Source organism: Pseudomonas sp. R32, assembly GCF_009866705.1.
In the GTDB taxonomy this organism is placed as follows: domain Bacteria; phylum Pseudomonadota; class Gammaproteobacteria; order Pseudomonadales; family Pseudomonadaceae; genus Aquipseudomonas; species Aquipseudomonas donghuensis.
This window is the reverse complement of sequence record NZ_CP019396.1, coordinates 4,098,766-4,114,400: the sequence shown is the minus strand read 5'-3', so window position 1 is coordinate 4,114,400 and position 15,635 is coordinate 4,098,766. Positions and strand designations below refer to the sequence as shown.

Below are 15,635 nucleotides of genomic sequence, written 5' to 3'. Positions count from 1 at the left end.
CTTGCTTATCCATGTAGGGAGCCTGGTATGTTCGAATCCGCTGAAATTGGTCACGCCATCGATAAAGACACCTATGAAGCCGAGGTTCCGGCACTGCGTGAAGCGCTGCTGGAAGCCCAGTTCGAACTCAAGCAGCAGGCGCGTTTTCCGGTGCTGGTGCTGATTAACGGCATCGAAGGCGCCGGCAAGGGCGAGACAGTCAAGCTGCTCAACGAATGGATGGACCCGCGCTTGATCGAGGTGCGCACCTTCGACCAGCAGACCGACGAAGAACTCGCCCGGCCACCGGCCTGGCGCTATTGGCGGGCACTGCCGGCCAAGGGGCGGATGGGCGTGTTTTTTGGCAACTGGTATAGCCAGATGCTCCAGGGGCGGGTGCATGGCCAGTTCAAGGATGCCGTGCTCGACCAGGCCATTCGTGGCGCCGAGCGCTTGGAGGAGATGCTCTGCGATGAAGGCGCGCTGATCTTCAAGTTCTGGTTCCACCTGTCCAAGAAGCAGATGAAGGCCCGGCTCAAGGCGCTCAATGACGACCCGCTGCACAGCTGGCGGATCAGCCCGCTGGACTGGCAGCAGTCGGAGACCTACGACCGTTTCGTGCGCTTTGGTGAGCGGGTGCTGCGGCAAACCAGCCGTGACTACGCGCCCTGGCACGTGATCGAAGGCGTCGATCCGCATTACCGCAGCCTGGCCGTGGGCAAGATTCTGCTCGAAGGGCTGCAGGCGGCGCTCAAGGCCAATCACGCACCGATCCACCAGGCCAACATCGCCCCGCTGGGCGAAAGCATCGACCAGCGGAGCCTGCTTGGCAGCCTCGACCTGAGCCTGCACCTGGACAAGGACGACTACCAGGAGCAGTTGATCACCGAGCAAGCGCGCCTGGCCGGTTTGCTGCGTGACAAACGCATGCGCCGGCATGCGCTGATCGCGGTTTTCGAGGGCAATGATGCGGCGGGCAAGGGCGGTGCCATCCGCCGGGTTGCGGCGGCGCTCGACCCGCGTCAGTACCGCATCATACCGATTGCCGCGCCCACCGAAGAAGAGCGCGATCAGCCTTATTTGTGGCGTTTCTGGCGGCACATTCCGGCGCGCGGCAAGTTCACCGTGTTCGATCGCTCCTGGTATGGCCGGGTGCTGGTCGAGCGGGTCGAAGGCTTTTGCAGCCAGGCTGACTGGATGCGTGCCTATGGCGAGATCAACGACTTTGAAGAGCAACTGAGCAACGCCGGGGTCGTGCTGGTCAAGTTCTGGCTGTCGATCGATGAACAGACCCAGCTCGAGCGCTTCCAGGAACGGGAGCAGATCCCGTTCAAGCGCTTCAAGATCACCGAGGAAGACTGGCGCAACCGCGAAAAATGGGGGCAGTACGCGGAGGCGGTGGGCGACATGGTTGATCGCACCAGCACCGAGATCGCGCCCTGGACCCTGGTTGAGGCCAATGACAAGCGCTGGGCGCGGGTCAAGGTTTTGCGCACCATCAATGAGGCGCTGGAGGCGGCGTTCAAGAAGGACAAGAAATAGGACCTCATCGCCGGCAAGCCAGCTCCCACAGAAAGGGTGCAAACCTGGCCTTGTGGGAGCCGGCCTTGCCGGCGATGGGGCGCGTAGCGGCGCCAGCAGGAACTCAGGGAATGAAGTACTGAATTCTTTTCCACAATCGCGCCTGTCTCCCCATCAGCCCACCCCGTAGAATCCGGTTTCCCCCCACCACAGGGCTATCGAGGCTGGTTATGCATATTTCTTCCGGACGCTGGGTTTACGGTCTGTCCTTGTCGCTACTGACCGCCGTGCTCTGGGGCATCTTGCCGATCAAGCTCAAACAGGTGCTGCAGGTGATGGACCCGATCACCGTGACCTGGTTTCGCCTGCTGGTTTCCGGTGGTCTGCTGCTGGCCTGGCTGGCGGCGAGCAAGCGCCTGCCCTCGTTCGACAACCTCGGGCGCAAGGGCTGGGGCCTGGTGTTGCTGGCCACCTGCGGCCTGGTTGGCAACTATGTCCTGTACCTGGTCGGGCTCAAGTTGCTCAGCCCCGGCACTGCGCAACTGGTGGTGCAGATGGGCCCGGTGCTGTTGCTGGTGGCCAGTGTGTTCCTGTTCAAAGAGCGATTCAGCCTGGGGCAGGGCATGGGCCTGGCGATCCTGCTGGTGGGCTTTGGCCTGTTTTTCAATCAGCGCCTGGATGAGCTGTTGAGCTCCTTGAGTGTCTATACCACCGGCGTGCTGACCATTTTGCTGGCGACCACCATCTGGGTGTTCTATGCCCTGAGCCAGAAGCAACTGCTGACGGTGTGGAATTCACTGCAGGTGATGATGGTGATCTACCTGTGCTGCGCGGCGCTGCTGACGCCCTGGGTGCATCCGCTCGAAGCCCTGCAATTGAGCCCGCTGCAAGGCTGGCTGTTGCTCGCCTGCTGCCTGAACACCCTGGTGGCCTATGGCGCCTTTGCCGAAGCCCTGGCGCACTGGGAAGCCTCCAAGGTCAGCGCGACCCTGGCGATTACGCCGTTGATCACCTTCGTCGCCGTGGCCCTGGCGGCCTGGTTCTGGCCCGACTACGTGCACGCCGAGCAGATCAACACCCTGGGCTACATCGGTGCGCTGGTGGTGGTGCTGGGTTCGGCGCTGACCGCCCTGGGCCCGTCGATCATGGCCGGCTGGCGGGCCAGGCGCGTACGCCTGGCCCGGTGACTCAGCCCTTGTCGCCCGGTTCGAGCATTTTTTCCGGGCGTACCCACTGGTCGAACTGCTCGTTGGTCAGGTAGCCCAGGGTCAGCGCCGCCGCGCGCAGGGTGGTGCCTTCGCTGTAGGCCTTCTTGGCGATTTCCGCCGCCTTGTCGTAGCCGATGTGCGGGTTGAGCGCGGTCACCAGCATCAGCCCGCGCTCCAGGTGCGCGGCCATCTGTTCGGTATCCGGTTCGATACCGGCAATGCAGTGCTGCTGGAAGTTGCTGCAACCGTCAGCCAGCAGGTCGATGGACTGCAGCAGGTTGTGGATGATCACCGGCTTGAACACGTTCAACTGCAAGTGCCCTTGGCTTGCGGCAAAGCCGATCGCGGTGTCATTGCCCAATACCTGGCAGACCAGCATCGACAGGGCCTCGCATTGGGTCGGGTTGACCTTGCCGGGCATGATCGAGCTGCCCGGCTCGTTGGCCGGCAGGCGCACTTCGGCAATGCCGCCGCGCGGGCCGGAGCCGAGCAGGCGCAGGTCGTTGGCCAGCTTCATCAGCGCCACGGCGAGGGTTTTCAGGCCGCCGGCGAGGGTGGTCAACGGTTCATGGCCGGCCAGGGCGGCGAACTTGTTCGGCGCGGTAACAAAAGGCAGGCCGCAAAGGGCGGCAAGCTCGGCGGCAATGGCTTCGGCAAACCCGTGCGGGGCATTCAGGCCGGTGCCCACGGCAGTGCCGCCCTGGGCCAGCTCGCACACCGCTGGCAGCGCCGAGCGAATGGCGCGTTGGGCGTAATCGAGCTGGGCGACATAGGCCGAGAGTTCCTGGCCGAAGGTGATCGGCGTGGCGTCCATCATGTGGGTACGGCCGGTCTTCACCAGATGCTGATGGCGCGCTGCCAGTTCCGCCAGCCCCGACGACAATTCGCCAATCGCTGGCAGCAGCTTGTGCTGCACCGCCTGGGCGGCGGCGATGTGCATGGCGGTGGGGAAGCAGTCGTTGGAGCTCTGCGAACGGTTGACGTGATCGTTGGGGTGGACTGGCGCTTTGCCGCCTCGACCCTTGCCGGCCAGTTCGTTGGCCCGGCCGGCTATCACTTCGTTGACGTTCATGTTGCTCTGGGTGCCACTGCCGGTCTGCCAGACGACGAGTGGAAACTGGTCATCCAACTGGCCGTCGAGCACCTCGTCGGCGGCCTGTTCGATCAGTCGGGCGATGTCCGCCGGAAGGTCTCCGTTGCGGTTGTTGACCCGTGCTGCGGCTTTTTTGATCAGTGCCAGGGCATGCAAGACCGCCAGCGGCATGCGCTCCTTGCCGATGGCAAAATTGATCAGCGAGCGTTGCGTCTGGGCACCCCAGTAGGCCTGGTCAGGAACTTCGACCTGCCCCAGGCTGTCAGTTTCGATACGGCTCATGCTGCGCTCACTCCCTTGTGGTCTGAATTCGCAGTTTAGGTCCTTATTCGACATCGCGGTTCCATCGCGCGTCGATCCACTTGAGCACTGTGCCACTGTCGGCGCAGAATGCTCTACTCTGGGGTACTACCTCCTCTGTCTACTTGAAGGAATTCCGATGACCCGTCTTCGCGCCCTCTGCACTGCTGTAGCGCTGGTCTGCGCCAGCGGCCAGGTGCTTGCAGATACCGCCAGCCACAACGCCAGTGCTGAAAAATTCCTCATGATGGCACATGCCGACAAGCTCGGTACTCCGGTCTACATGCAGGTGCAGCAGATGTTTGCCCAGCGTTTCGAGCAGACCAAGGCACCCGCCTCGAAGAAGTCCGTGCTCGACAGCTACCAGGCCAAAGCCAACGCCGCCCTGGACCAGGCCATTGGCTGGAACAAGCTCAAGCCGGACATGGTCAAGCTCTACACCAACACCTTCACCGAAAGCGAACTCAAAGACCTGGTAGCGTTCTACCAGTCGCCACTGGGCAAGAAAGTCCTGGAGAAGATGCCGCAGGTGACTCAGCAATCGGCCCAGCTGACCCAGCAGAAACTGGAAAGCGCGGTACCGGTGGTCAACAAGCTGCTGGCTGACATGACCAATGAACTCGATCCGAACGCCGGCAAGGCCGCGCCGGCCAAGAAGTAACCAGCGGAGCCTGACATGACCATGCAGCAAAAAATCGAGCAGAGCCTGCAGGCGCTGGCACCCCAGCACCTTGAGGTGCTCGATGAAAGCCACATGCACAGCCGTGGGCAGCAGACCCACTACAAGGCGGTGCTGGTGAGCGAGCAGTTCGAAGGCCTGAACAGTGTCAAGCGTCACCAGAAGGTCTACGCCACCCTCGGTGAGCTGATGAGCCAGTTCCATGCCCTGGCACTGCACACCTACACGCCGCAGGAATGGCAGAAAATCGGTGTCGCCCCGGCCTCGCCGACCTGTGCCGGTGGCAGCAAGCACTGATTTCCTCGTCAGGTTTTTGCTAGAATGCTCAACGCGCCGCTTGTCGGCGCGTTTTTATTTGGCATCCGGTCCGCCCTTTGCGAGGGCGACCACCTGGAGAAGTTACTGCATGTCCCAAGCTATCGTCGTCGCGGCGCTGTACAAATTCGTCACCCTGAAAGATTACGTCGAGCTGCGCGAGCCGCTGCTCGAGAGCATGATGGCCAACGGCATCAAGGGCACCTTGTTGCTGGCCGAGGAAGGTATCAACGGCACCGTCTCCGGTACCCGTGAAGGCATCGACGGCCTGCTGGCCTGGCTGCGCAGCGATGCGCGCCTGGTGGATATCGACCACAAGGAATCCTACTGCGACGAACAGCCGTTCTACCGCACCAAGGTCAAGCTCAAGAAAGAGATCGTCACCCTCGGCGTGCCGGGCGTGGACCCGAACTACAAGGTCGGCACCTACGTCGAGCCCCAGGACTGGAACGCGCTGATCAGCGACCCTGAAGTGCTGCTGATCGATACCCGCAACGACTACGAAGTGGCGATCGGCACCTTCGACGGCGCGATCGACCCCAAGACCACCACCTTCCGCGAGTTCCCCGAGTACATCAAGGCCAACTTCGACCCGGCCAAGCACAAGAAAGTGGCGATGTTCTGCACCGGTGGCATCCGCTGCGAGAAAGCCTCCAGCTATATGCTCGGCGAGGGTTTTGAAGAGGTCTATCATCTTAAAGGCGGGATCCTCAAATACCTCGAAGAGGTGCCACAGGATCAAAGCCGCTGGCAGGGCGACTGCTTCGTGTTCGACAACCGGGTCACCGTGCGTCACGACCTGACCGAGGGCGATTACGACCAGTGCCATGCCTGCCGCACCCCGATCAGCGTGGAAGACCGTGCGTCCGAGCACTACTCGCCAGGCATCAGTTGCCCGCATTGCTGGGACAGCCTGAGCGAAAAGACCCGACGCAGTGCCATTGACCGGCAGAAGCAGATCGAGCTGGCCAAGGCGCGCAATCAGCCTCACCCGATCGGTCACAACTACCGCAAAGCTGCCGAGGCCTGATTGATGTCCGCACGCCTGCTTTATGTGATGGACCCGATGTGCTCCTGGTGCTGGGGCTTTGCCCCTGTCGCCGAGGCCCTGATCGCCCAGGCGCGGGCAGCAGGCGTACCGACCCAGGTAGTGCTGGGTGGCCTGCGATCCGGCAGCCGGGCGCTGGATGCCTCGACGCGCGGTTACATCCTCGATCACTGGCAGGCGGTGCACGACGCCACCGGGCAGGATTTTCAGTTCGAAGGTGCGCTGCCTGACGGTTTTGTCTACGACACCGAGCCTGCCTGCCGGGCCCTGGTCACCGCGCGCAGCCTTGACCCGCAGCATGTCGGCACGTTGCTCAAGCTGATCCAGCAAGCGTTCTACCTGCGTGGCGAAGACGTCACCCGCGCGCCTTTGCTGGTGGAGCTGGCCGAGCAGGCCGGTTACGAGCGCGCAGCCTTTGCCGAGGCCTTTACCAGCGCCGAACAACGCTCGGCCACGGCGGCGGACTTCACCTGGGTCCAGGACCTGGGCATCGCCGGCTTCCCGACCCTGCTGGCCGAACGCAATGGCCAGCTGGCTTTGCTGACCAACGGCTACCAGACCCTCGAATCCCTCGAACCGCTGCTCGGCCGCTGGCTGAAGCAGGCCGCCTGTGCTTGACCTGCCGGGTTCACCCGACCCGGTACCAGGGCCAGGCCCTGTGCATGCTGATCGCTTGAGCTGGGCAGAAATCCGCCGCCTGGCCCTGCGGCATAAAAAAGCCCTGTGGATCGCCAATGGCGTGGCCGTGCTGGCAGCGCTGTGCAGTGTGCCGATCCCCTTGCTGCTGCCGTTGCTGGTCGATGAAGTGCTGCTGGGGCATGGCGATGCCGCGCTGAAGTGGATGAACCAGTTCCTCCCCGGCAACTGGCAGGTTGCCGCCGGCTACATCGGCCTGATGCTGCTGTTCACCCTGACCCTGCGTTGCGCCGCCTTGGCCTTCAATGTGGTGCAGGCCAAGTTGTTTGCGGGCCTGGCCAAGGACATCGTCTACCGCTTGCGCATTCGTCTGATCGAGCGCCTCAAGCGCATCTCCCTCAGCGAATACGAGAGCCTGGGCAGCGGTACCGTGACCACCCACCTGGTCACCGACCTCGATACCCTCGACAAGTTTGTCGGCGAAACCCTCAGTCGCTTCCTGGTGGCCATGCTGACCCTGACCGGCACCGCCGCCATCCTGATGTGGATGCACTGGAAGCTGGCGCTGCTGATTCTGTTGTTCAACCCGTTGGTGATCTTTGCCACGGTGCAGTTGGGCAAGCGGGTCAAGCACCTGAAAAAACTGGAGAACGACAGTACCTCGCGCTTCACCCAGGCACTGACCGAAACCCTCGACGCGATCCAGGAAATCCGCGCCAGCAACCGTCAGGGCTATTTCCTCGGCCGCCTTGGCCTGCGCGCCCAGGAGGTACGCAACTACGCTGTCGCCTCGCAATGGAAAAGCGATGCCAGCGGACGTGCCAGCGGCTTGCTGTTCCAGTTCGGTATCGATATTTTCCGCGCCGCGGCGATGCTCACGGTGCTGTTCTCCGATTTGTCGATCGGGCAGATGCTGGCGGTGTTCAGCTACCTGTGGTTCATGATCGGCCCGGTCGAGCAACTGCTGAACCTGCAGTACGCCTATTACGCCGCCGGTGGCGCCCTGAGCCGGCTCAACGAACTGCTGGCGCGTGCCGACGAGCCGCAGTATCCCGGTGGCGTAGACCCGTTCAAGGGGCGCGACACCGTTGGCATCGAAGTGCAGGGGTTGCGCTTTGCCTACAACGACGAGCCGGTGCTCGATCAGCTCAACCTGTCGATCGCCCCGGGCGAGAAGGTCGCGATCGTTGGTGCCAGCGGCGGCGGCAAGAGCACCTTGGTGCAATTGCTGCTGGGCCTGTACAGCGCCCAGGCCGGGACCATCCGCTTTGGTGGCTCGACCCTGCAGGAAATCGGCCTGGAAACCCTGCGTGAGCATGTGGCGGTGGTGCTGCAGCACCCGTCACTGTTCAACGACACGGTGCGCGCCAACCTGACCATGGGGCGCGACTGCAGCGATGATGCCTGCTGGCAGGCGCTGAACATCGCCCAGCTCGACACCACCATTGCCGCCTTGCCGCAAGGCCTGGACAGCGTGGTTGGCCGCTCTGGCGTGCGCTTGTCCGGCGGCCAGCGCCAGCGCCTGGCGATTGCGCGGATGGTGCTGGCCGAGCCCAAGGTGGTGATCCTCGACGAGGCCACCTCGGCCCTGGATGCGGCCACCGAATACAACCTGCACCAGGCCCTGACTCGTTTTCTCAGTGCCCGCACCACCCTGATCATTGCCCACCGCCTCTCGGCGGTGAAGCAGGCCGACCGGGTGCTGGTGTTCGACGGCGGCCATGTCGCCGAGGACGGCGATCACCAGCAATTGATCGCCGAAGGTGGCTTGTACGCCAAGCTGTACGGCCATTTGCAACAGAGTTAGGGCAAATTGCTGTGCATGTGAGAAAAGCTCTCCAGTATTAATAGCAAATAGCCTAGGCTGTGCTTTTGTAGGTGAGATTCATCCGGCTCTGTTGCAAGGGACCTCATGAAGCGAAAACGGACTCTCGAAGCGCCAAAGTTGTTGGGCATTATCTGGCCATTTGTTGCTGTTGTACTGTTTCAGGCCTTGCTCGGGAGCATCAGCCTGTACGCGCTGTCGGCAGTGCGTGGTTATGTGGCGGGCGAGAGCTTGTGGTCCAAGGGCCAGAAAGACGCTATCTATTACCTCAACCTGTACGCTGACAGCCGCGACGAGGCGGTTTTCAAAAAGTATCGCAAGGCGATTGCCGTGCCTCAGGGTGGCCATGACCTGCGCGTAGCCCTCGACCTGCCGAGCCCGGATATCGACGCCGCGCGCCGTGGCATTCTCCAGGGCGGCAACCACCCCGACGACGTGTCCAGTGTGATCTGGCTGTACCTGAACTTTCACCAGGTCAGCTATATGCAGGAGGCCATCGAGCTGTGGGCGGTCGGTGACGGATTCCTGCGCCAGCTGGATGAAGTCGCCGAGCAGATGCACAACGGTTTTCGTTCAGGCCAGGCCGATGCCCGTAGGGTCGCGGGCTGGAAGGCGCAGATTGCTGCGATCAACGATGCCGTGACCCCGGCCGCGCGGGCTTTCAGCGACGCCCTGGGCGAAGGCTCGCGAATGTTGCTGCGGGTATTGCTGGTCACCAACCTTGCGACTGCACTGTTCCTGATTGCCCTGGCCTGGATGCGCTCGAGCAAGCTGCTGGCCCAGCGCCAGGCCTTTGCCAATGCCCTGGAAGTGGAGAAGGAGCGGGCGCAGATCACCCTCGAATCCATCGGCGATGGCGTCATCACCACCGATGTCGAAGGCTGTATCGCCTACATGAATCCCGCGGCCGAACAGTTGACCCACTGGCATGCGGCCCAGGCCCAGGGTTTGCCCCTGGCGGCGCTGTTCAGCCTGCTGGACGAGAATGCCGAAAAAGACAGCCTGACCCTGGTCGAGCGCGTACTTGAGGGCGGGCTCAAGGGCGGCAGCGAACACACCAAACTGATCCAGCGTCTGGACGGCAGCACTGTGTCGGTCACCCTGGTGGGCGCGCCGATCATGGCTGAGGGCAAGGTCAGTGGCATCGTCCTGGTGCTTCACGACATGACCCAGGAGCGTCAGTACATCGCCAACCTGTCCTGGCAGGCGACCCATGATGCCCTGACGGGCCTGGCCAATCGCCGCGAGTTCGAATACCGCCTGGAACTGGCGCTCAATGCGCTGGCACGCAAACCGGCGCGCCACTCCTTGATGTTTCTTGACCTGGACCAGTTCAAGCTGGTCAACGATACCTGTGGCCATGCTGCCGGGGACGAGCTGCTGCGCCATATCTGCGCCGTGTTGCAGGCCGGGCTGCGCGAAGGCGATACCCTGGCGCGGCTGGGCGGCGACGAGTTCGGCATCCTGCTGGAGAACTGCCCCCAGGAGCAGGCTGAACGCATTGCCGAGAGCTTGCGCCAGGCGGTGCAGAGCCTGCACTTCGTGTGGAAGGGGCGGCCATTCATGACCACCGTGAGCCTGGGGCTGGTGCATATCGCCCAAGGGCCGGCCACCCTGGAAGCCTCGCTGCGGGCAGCCGACATGGCGTGCTACATGGCCAAGGAAAAGGGCCGCAACCGCGTGCAGGTGTACCACGCCGACGACAGTGAGCTGTCCATGCGTTTTGGCGAGATGGCCTGGATCCAGCGCCTGCACGTGGCCCTGGAAGAGAACCGCTTCTGCCTCTATGCCCAGGAAATTGCCGCCCTGGGGCCCCATGAAGGCGTCGGGCATATCGAGATCCTCCTGCGCCTGCACGACGAGAGCGGCCGCATCATCCTCCCTGACAGCTTCATTCCCGCCGCCGAGCGCTATGGCCTGATGACCGCGCTGGACCGTTGGGTGGTGCGCAGTGTGTTCAAGGTCATCCGCCAATGCCTGGACGAGCAACGCGACGGCCCATTGGCCATGTGCGCGATCAACCTGTCGGGCAGCAGTATCGGTGACGACAAGTTTCTTGAGTACCTGCAGCGGCTGTTTGCCGAGTTCGCCATTCCGCCGCACATGATTTGTTTCGAAATCACTGAAACCAGCGCAATCGCCAACCTGGGCAGTGCCATCCGCTTTATCAACGAGCTCAAGGGGCTAGGTTGCCGGTTCTCGCTGGATGACTTCTGCGCCGGTATGTCGTCGTTCGCCTATTTGAAGCATTTGCCTGTAGACTTCCTGAAAATCGACGGAAGTTTTGTCAAGGACATGCTCGATGACCCGATCAACCGGGCCATGGTCGAGGTGATCAACCACATCGGTCACGTGATGGGTAAACGCACCATCGCCGAGTTTGTCGAAACCCCGTTGATCGAGCAGGCCCTGCAGGAGATTGGCGTCGACTACGCCCAGGGATACCTGATCGAGCGGCCACAGGTGTTCACCTGTGACAGCTTGCAGCGCAAACGGATTGCTGCAAGGCCCCTGTTGTTCAAGGCGCCGGGGACCTTTCGCTGAGATCCACCGAAAATCACAAGGAACAAGGAGCTGACAGTGATTGACGCGTTTATTCGTACTGGTCCATTGATGGACCCCAGCAGTTACCCGTTTTGGGCCCAGCAGTTGATCAAGGACTGCAGCGAGAGCAAGCGTCGGGTGGTGGAGCACGAGCTTTATCAACGTATGCGTGATGGTCGCCTCAGTGGCCGGACCATGCGCCAGTACCTGATTGGCGGCTGGCCGGTGGTCGAACAGTTCTCCCTGTACATGGCCAAGAACCTCACCAAGACCCAGTACGCCCGCCACCCCGGCGAAGACATGGCGCGGCGCTGGCTGATGCGCAACATCCGCGTCGAACTCAACCATGCCGATTACTGGCTGTTCTGGGCCCAGGCCCATGGCGTCAGCCTCGAAGACCTGCAGGCGCAGCAAGTCCCCAGCGAACTCAATGCCCTCAGCGACTGGTGCTGGCACACGTGTGCGACCGATTCGCTGGTGGTTGCCATTGCCGCTACCAACTACGCCATCGAAGGTGCAACCGGTGAGTGGTCGGCGCTGGTTTGCTCGACTGGCGTCTACGCCCAGGGTTTCCCGGAGGAAGGCCGCAAGCGCGCCATGAAATGGCTGAAGATGCACGCCCAGTACGACGACGCACATCCGTGGGAAGCCCTGGAGATCGTCTGCACCCTGGCCGGCAACAACCCGTCGGTGGCGCTGCAAACCGAACTGCGCCGGGCCGTCTGCAAGAGCTACGACTACATGTTCCTGTTCCTTGAGCGCTGCATGCAGCACGAGCAGGAACAGCGCCAGCAGCCCGCCCGGGCGCGGGCGGAGCTGGCCGAGGGCTGAGCTTACTGGGCGTTGAAGGCCTGGCCGTTGATGCCAGTGCTGTCCGGGCCCATCAGGTACAGGTAGACCGGCATGATCTGCTCTGGCAGCGGATTGTTTTCCGGGGTTTCCGCAGGGTAGGCCTGGGCGCGCATGCTGGTACGGGTGGCGCCTGGGTTGACACTGTTGGCACGCACCGGCGCCACCCCTTCAAGCTCGTCGGCGAGGGTCTGCATCAGGCCCTCGGTGGCGAACTTCGACACCCCATAGGCACCCCAGTAGGCTCGGCCTTTGCGCCCGACGCTGCTGGAGGTGAAGATCACCGAGCCATCCGCCGACAGCTTGAGCAGCGGCAGCAGGGTGCTGGTGAGCATGAACATGGCATTGACGTTGACCTGCATCACGCGCATGAAGTTGTCGCCCGAGAGCTGCTCCAGCGGCGTGCGCGGGCCGATGATCGAGGCATTGTGCAGCAGGCCGTCGATATGGCCGAACTCGGCTTCGATCATCGCTGCCAGCTCGTCGTACTGGTGCGGCAGGGCGGTTTCCAGGTTGAACGGAATGACCGCGGGTTTCGGGTGGCCAGCCGCTTCGATCTCATCGTAGACCTGGCTCAGGTTGGCTTCGGTCTTGCCCAGCAGCAAGACGGTGGCGCCATGGGCGGCGTAGCTCTTGGCCGCGGCCGCACCGATACCGCGACCGGCGCCGGTGACCAGAATGGTCCGGCCTTTGAGCAGGTCGGGGCGGGCAGAGTAATCGAACATGGGGTTACCTCTAGATAGGTGATGGCTTCATCGCTGGCAAGCCAGCTCCCACAAGGTTGGTGGTGACCTGTGGGAGCCGGCCTTGCCGGTACGAAGGTTCAGCAGCCGCAAAGCGCGTTATCGAGCACCTTGCGCAGCTCCAGCGGATGATCGACCACCACATCCGCGCCCCAGTTGTTGGGGTTGTCATCTGGATGAATGTAGCCGTAGCGCACCGCCGCAGTGCGGGTGCCGGCATCGCGGCCCGACTCGATGTCACGCAGGTCGTCGCCGACGAACAGCACGCTGGCCGGGTCCAGGTTGAGGGTCTTGCAAGCGAGGATCAGCGGCTCGGGGTCCGGCTTGCTGTTCTTCACGTGGTCCGGGCAGATCAGCAGCGCCGACCGTTCGCTCAGGCCCAGTTGCTGCATGATCGGCTCGGCGAAGCGCACCGGCTTGTTGGTGACCACGCCCCAGATCAGGTTGCCTTTCTCGATGTCGGCCAGCAGTTCGGCCATGCCGTCGTAAAGCTTGCTGTGCACCGCGCAACCCTGCTGGTAACGCTCGAGGAACTCCAGGCGCAGGGCCTCGAAACCTTCGGCTTCAGGGTCGAGGTCGAAGGTCGCCGACACCATGGCCTTGGCGCCGCCCGAGACCACGTCGCGGATTTTCTTGTCGTCGATGGCCGGCAGGCCGCGCTCGGCGAGCATGGCCTGGCAGATGGCGATGAAGTCCGGCGCCGTGTCGAGCAGGGTGCCGTCCATGTCGAAAAGTACCGCTCGCAAACGCATGCTTATTCCTCGCGCAGGGTCTGGATCATGTAGTTGACGTCAACGTCGTTGGCCAGCTTGTAGTGCTTGGTCAGCGGGTTGTAGGTCAGGCCGATGATGTCCTTGACGGTCAGGCCGGCATCGCGGCTCCAGGCGCCAAGCTCGGACGGGCGGATGAATTTCTTGAAGTCGTGGGTGCCGCGCGGCAGCAGCTTCATGATGTATTCGGCGCCGATGATGGCGAACAGGTAGGCCTTGGGGTTGCGGTTGATGGTCGAGAAGAACACCTGGCCGCCGGGCTTGACCATGCGCAAGCAGGCGCGAATCACCGAGGACGGGTCCGGCACGTGCTCGAGCATCTCAAGGCAGGTAACCACGTCGAACTGCTCGGGCATTTCTTCGGCCAGGGCTTCGGCGGTGATCTGCCGGTACTCGACGTTGACCCCGGACTCGAGCTGGTGCAGCTGGGCCACGGCCAGCGGCGCTTCGCCCATGTCGATACCGGTGACGGTGGCGCCGCGCAGGGCCATGGCCTCGCTGAGGATGCCACCGCCGCAGCCGACGTCGAGGACTTTCTTGCCGGCCAGCTTGACCCGCTCGTCGATCCAGTTGACCCGCAGCGGGTTGATGTCGTGCAGCGGCTTGAACTCGCTCTCGCGGTCCCACCAGCGGTGGGCCAGGGCTTCGAACTTGGCGATTTCGGCGTGGTCGACGTTGCTCATGGAACAGTCCTCTGAATCTTGGATAATTTGCTCTTGCCCGCCAGCACTGGCTGCCGGGCGCTTATTCGTTGCGCTCGCCGATCCGCTGGCCCCAGGCGCAGGCGGTGGCGTGCAGGGCCTGTTCGTCCAGGCGGGTCAGGCGCCGGTCGTCAAGCAGTGGCTTGCCGGCAACCCAGACGTGCTTCACGCAGTCCCGGCCGCTGGCGTAGATCAGTTGCGAAACCGGGTCATACACCGGTTGCTGGGCCAGCCCCGAGAGGTCGAAGGCGACCAGGTCGGCGGCCTTGCCCAGCTCCAGCGAACCGGTAATCGCCTCCAGGCCCAGGGCCCGGGCGCCATTGAGGGTGGCCATGCGCAGCGCCCGGTGGGCGTCCAGGGCGCTGGCCGAACCGGCCACGGCCTTGGCCAGCAGTGCCGCGGTACGGGTTTCGCCGAGCAGGTCGAGGTCGTTGTTGCTGGCCGCGCCATCCGTGCCGACGGCAACGTTGACGCCAGCCTGCCACAAGCGCTCGACCGGGCAGAAGCCGCTGGCCAGCTTGAGGTTGGACTCCGGGCAGTGCACCACACTGGTGTTGCTTTCTACCAGCAGGGCCAGATCCTCGTCGCTGACCTGGGTCATGTGAACCGCCTGCAGGCGCGGGCCGAGCAGGCCGAGACGGGCCAGCCGAGCCAGCGGGCGCTCGCCACGGGTCTGCAGCGATTGCTCGACCTCGAAGGCGGTTTCATGGATGTGCATGTGGATCGGCGCGTCCAGCTCTTCGGCAATGACGCGGATCTTTTCCAGGTTGTCGTCGCTCACCGTGTACGGCGCATGCGGGCCCAGCGCTACACTGATGCGTGGGTGGTGGCGCAGGTCGCCGAACAGCTCGATGCCCAACTGCAGGGCTTCGTCGGTGCTGCGTGCGCCGGGGATCGGGAAGTCCAGCAGGGGCACGGCGATCTGCGCGCGAATGCCGCTGAGGTGCACGCGCTCGCTGGCGACCTTGGGGTAGAAGTACATGTCGCTGAAGCAGGTGATACCGCCTTTGACCTGCTCGGCAATGGCCAGGTCGGTGCCGTCACGCACGAACGCTTCATCGACCCAGCGCCCTTCGGCCGGCCAGATGTGCTCTTCGAGCCAGGTCATCAGTGGCAGATCGTCGGCCAGGCCGCGAAACAGGGTCATCGCCGCGTGGCCGTGGGCGTTGATCAGCCCGGGGCTGAGCAGGCAGCCCGGCAATTCGCGGGTTTCGCTGGCAATAAACGCCTGGGCCTGGCTGCGCGGGCCGATGAACACGATCTGCCCATCGCGGATGCCCAGGCCGTGATCCTTCAATACCACCCCGGCAGGTTCGACCGGCACCAGCCAGGTAGGCAGGAGCAGCAGGTCGAGCGGCGTAGCGGGTTTGGGCATGACAGGTTTCCCTGGGCGACTGGAAGTGAGGGCGAAGTATACCCGAGCG

Annotated in this window: 14 protein-coding genes; 9 read left to right on the top strand and 5 right to left on the bottom strand. The window is 63.2% G+C overall.

From position 1 onward, the window contains the following. The first annotated feature begins 27 nt into the window (after positions 1 to 27). On the top strand, positions 28 to 1,521 hold the full coding sequence (gene pap / locus PspR32_RS19025; RefSeq protein ID WP_010224162.1) for a polyphosphate:AMP phosphotransferase: 1,494 nt from the start codon (positions 28 to 30) through the stop codon (positions 1,519 to 1,521). A 209-nt stretch (positions 1,522 to 1,730) separates the two neighbouring features. Beyond that, the gene (locus PspR32_RS19020; protein ID WP_010224161.1) at positions 1,731 to 2,687 is read left to right on the top strand and encodes a DMT family transporter; all 957 of its coding nucleotides are present in this window, start codon (positions 1,731 to 1,733) and stop codon (positions 2,685 to 2,687) included. A 1-nt stretch (position 2,688) separates the two neighbouring features. Here the strand turns inward: PspR32_RS19020 and PspR32_RS19015 are convergent, their stop codons facing one another. Beyond that, the gene (locus PspR32_RS19015) at positions 2,689 to 4,083 is read right to left on the bottom strand and encodes a class II fumarate hydratase (RefSeq protein WP_010224159.1); all 1,395 of its coding nucleotides are present in this window, start codon (positions 4,081 to 4,083) and stop codon (positions 2,689 to 2,691) included. A gap of 157 nt (positions 4,084 to 4,240) precedes the next feature. Between PspR32_RS19015 and PspR32_RS19010 the strand changes: the two genes are divergently transcribed. The 7 genes from PspR32_RS19010 (at position 4,241) to PspR32_RS18980 (ending at position 11,979) form a co-directional block, all read left to right on the top strand. Next, positions 4,241 to 4,762, top strand: a complete 522-nt coding sequence (locus tag PspR32_RS19010) for a DUF2059 domain-containing protein (protein ID WP_159389023.1) — start codon at positions 4,241 to 4,243, stop codon at positions 4,760 to 4,762. 15 nt (positions 4,763 to 4,777) lie between these two features. Then, positions 4,778 to 5,077 carry a BolA family protein gene (locus tag PspR32_RS19005; RefSeq protein WP_010224156.1) on the top strand — a complete coding sequence of 100 codons (300 nt, stop codon included), beginning with the start codon at positions 4,778 to 4,780 and terminating at the stop codon, positions 5,075 to 5,077. A 109-nt stretch (positions 5,078 to 5,186) separates the two neighbouring features. Next, entirely contained in the window at positions 5,187 to 6,125 is a 939-nt protein-coding gene (trhO, locus tag PspR32_RS19000) for an oxygen-dependent tRNA uridine(34) hydroxylase TrhO (protein WP_010224155.1), read from the top strand. A 3-nt stretch (positions 6,126 to 6,128) separates the two neighbouring features. Continuing rightward, on the top strand, positions 6,129 to 6,761 hold the full coding sequence (locus tag PspR32_RS18995; RefSeq protein ID WP_159389022.1) for a DsbA family protein: 633 nt from the start codon (positions 6,129 to 6,131) through the stop codon (positions 6,759 to 6,761). Then, positions 6,754 to 8,586: an ABC transporter ATP-binding protein gene (locus PspR32_RS18990; RefSeq protein WP_010224153.1), complete on the top strand. Its 1,833-nt coding sequence runs from the start codon at positions 6,754 to 6,756 to the stop codon at positions 8,584 to 8,586. The genes PspR32_RS18995 and PspR32_RS18990 overlap by 8 nt, the downstream gene beginning before the upstream one ends. A 105-nt stretch (positions 8,587 to 8,691) precedes the next feature. Next, positions 8,692 to 11,148, top strand: coding sequence for an EAL domain-containing protein (locus PspR32_RS18985; RefSeq protein ID WP_010224152.1), 2,457 nt, complete (start codon positions 8,692 to 8,694; stop codon positions 11,146 to 11,148). A 36-nt stretch (positions 11,149 to 11,184) separates the two neighbouring features. After that, entirely contained in the window at positions 11,185 to 11,979 is a 795-nt protein-coding gene (locus tag PspR32_RS18980; RefSeq protein ID WP_036996556.1) for a TenA family transcriptional regulator, read from the top strand. 2 nt (positions 11,980 to 11,981) lie between these two features. On the opposite strand, the gene PspR32_RS18975 is transcribed toward PspR32_RS18980, so the two are convergent. The 4 genes from PspR32_RS18975 to PspR32_RS18960 form a co-directional block, all read right to left on the bottom strand. Then, positions 11,982 to 12,722 (bottom strand): YciK family oxidoreductase, encoded by a 741-nt coding sequence (locus tag PspR32_RS18975; protein ID WP_010224149.1) that lies wholly within the window; start codon positions 12,720 to 12,722, stop codon positions 11,982 to 11,984. Between the two features lie 98 nt (positions 12,723 to 12,820). After that, positions 12,821 to 13,492 carry an N-acetylmuramic acid 6-phosphate phosphatase MupP gene (gene mupP, locus PspR32_RS18970; protein ID WP_010224148.1) on the bottom strand — a complete coding sequence of 224 codons (672 nt, stop codon included), beginning with the start codon at positions 13,490 to 13,492 and terminating at the stop codon, positions 12,821 to 12,823. Positions 13,493 to 13,494: 2 nt separating this feature from the next. Continuing rightward, entirely contained in the window at positions 13,495 to 14,193 is a 699-nt protein-coding gene (ubiG, locus tag PspR32_RS18965; RefSeq protein WP_010224147.1) for a bifunctional 2-polyprenyl-6-hydroxyphenol methylase/3-demethylubiquinol 3-O-methyltransferase UbiG, read from the bottom strand. A gap of 61 nt (positions 14,194 to 14,254) precedes the next feature. Beyond that, the gene (locus PspR32_RS18960) at positions 14,255 to 15,586 is read right to left on the bottom strand and encodes a TRZ/ATZ family hydrolase (protein WP_159389021.1); all 1,332 of its coding nucleotides are present in this window, start codon (positions 15,584 to 15,586) and stop codon (positions 14,255 to 14,257) included. Between the last annotated feature and the right edge of the window lie 49 nt (positions 15,587 to 15,635).